We start from the raw sequence: 893 nt of genomic DNA on the forward strand, positions 1-893 counted from the left end.
GGTCTTGGCGGTCTTGGCGGCAGCCAGGGTCTGGCGGGCCAGCGTGGCTTCGCTGAAGCCGATGACCACGACGCGAGGCAGTTGAGCCACTTCACGCTGGGCGTAGCCGGTCACGACGACGCGCGGCAGCTGGGCGATCACTTGAGTTTCAGCGCGGACGGCCTTGCCGGTGACGACAACGCGTTCCAGCTTGACGGTGGGCTGCGGGGCGGCCTGGGCGGCAATGGCGGAGAAGGCAAGGACAGTGGCGGTGAAGGCAGTTTGCAGGCTCATGATGGACTCCGTTCGGTGGGGTTCGAGAAGCGTGATTGCTTGTTCGATGGAGTCAGTTTCGGCAATGGGAAGCGACTCTTCCACGGGCCTGCGATCAAGCGCGAGCCACGTTGGATGAACTGCAAGCGGGGCGGACAAACTGCGGGAAATACGGTCGATCGTCGGTGCAGGCGTGTCGGCAGCCCCCATGCAGAAGCCGCCCTTGGGCGGCTTGTCGATGTCTGGCGCGAGGTTTGCAAAACGCGCGAGGCCCCGATGGGGCCCCGTGGTTGGGTGCAAAGCCCTGAGGGCCGAGCCGAGTCGGCAGTACTGGCTCAGCAGTACTGGCGACTCGGCTCGACGGTGGTGGGAAAGGACGTCATTCGCATGTTCAGACGGCGCCCGGCTCAGCCGCGCTTTGCGGTGGTCTTGGCGGCAGCCAGGGTCTGGCGGGCCAGCGTGGCTTCGCTGAAGCCGATGACCACGACGCGAGGCAGTTGAGCCACTTCACGCTGGGCGTAGCCGGTCACGACGACGCGCGGCAGCTGGGCGATCACTTGAGTTTCAGCGCGGACGGCCTTGCCGGTGACGACAACGCGTTCCAGCTTGACGGTGGGCTGCGGGGCGGCCTGGGCGGCAAT

General features: G+C 66.2%; 2 protein-coding genes. Both read right to left on the bottom strand.

The window, feature by feature from the left end; genetic code table 11:
- Positions 1 to 273 (bottom strand): hypothetical protein (locus tag ACXJLH_RS29260; protein ID WP_457447986.1); only part of this gene is annotated, 273 nt, incomplete at its 3' end.
- 386 nt (positions 274 to 659) lie between these two features.
- Positions 660 to 893, bottom strand: a 234-nt coding sequence (locus ACXJLH_RS29265; protein WP_457447988.1) for a hypothetical protein, incomplete at its 5' end; no start/stop codon positions are given.

It is taken from the genome of Roseateles sp. P5_E4 (genome assembly GCF_054049255.1).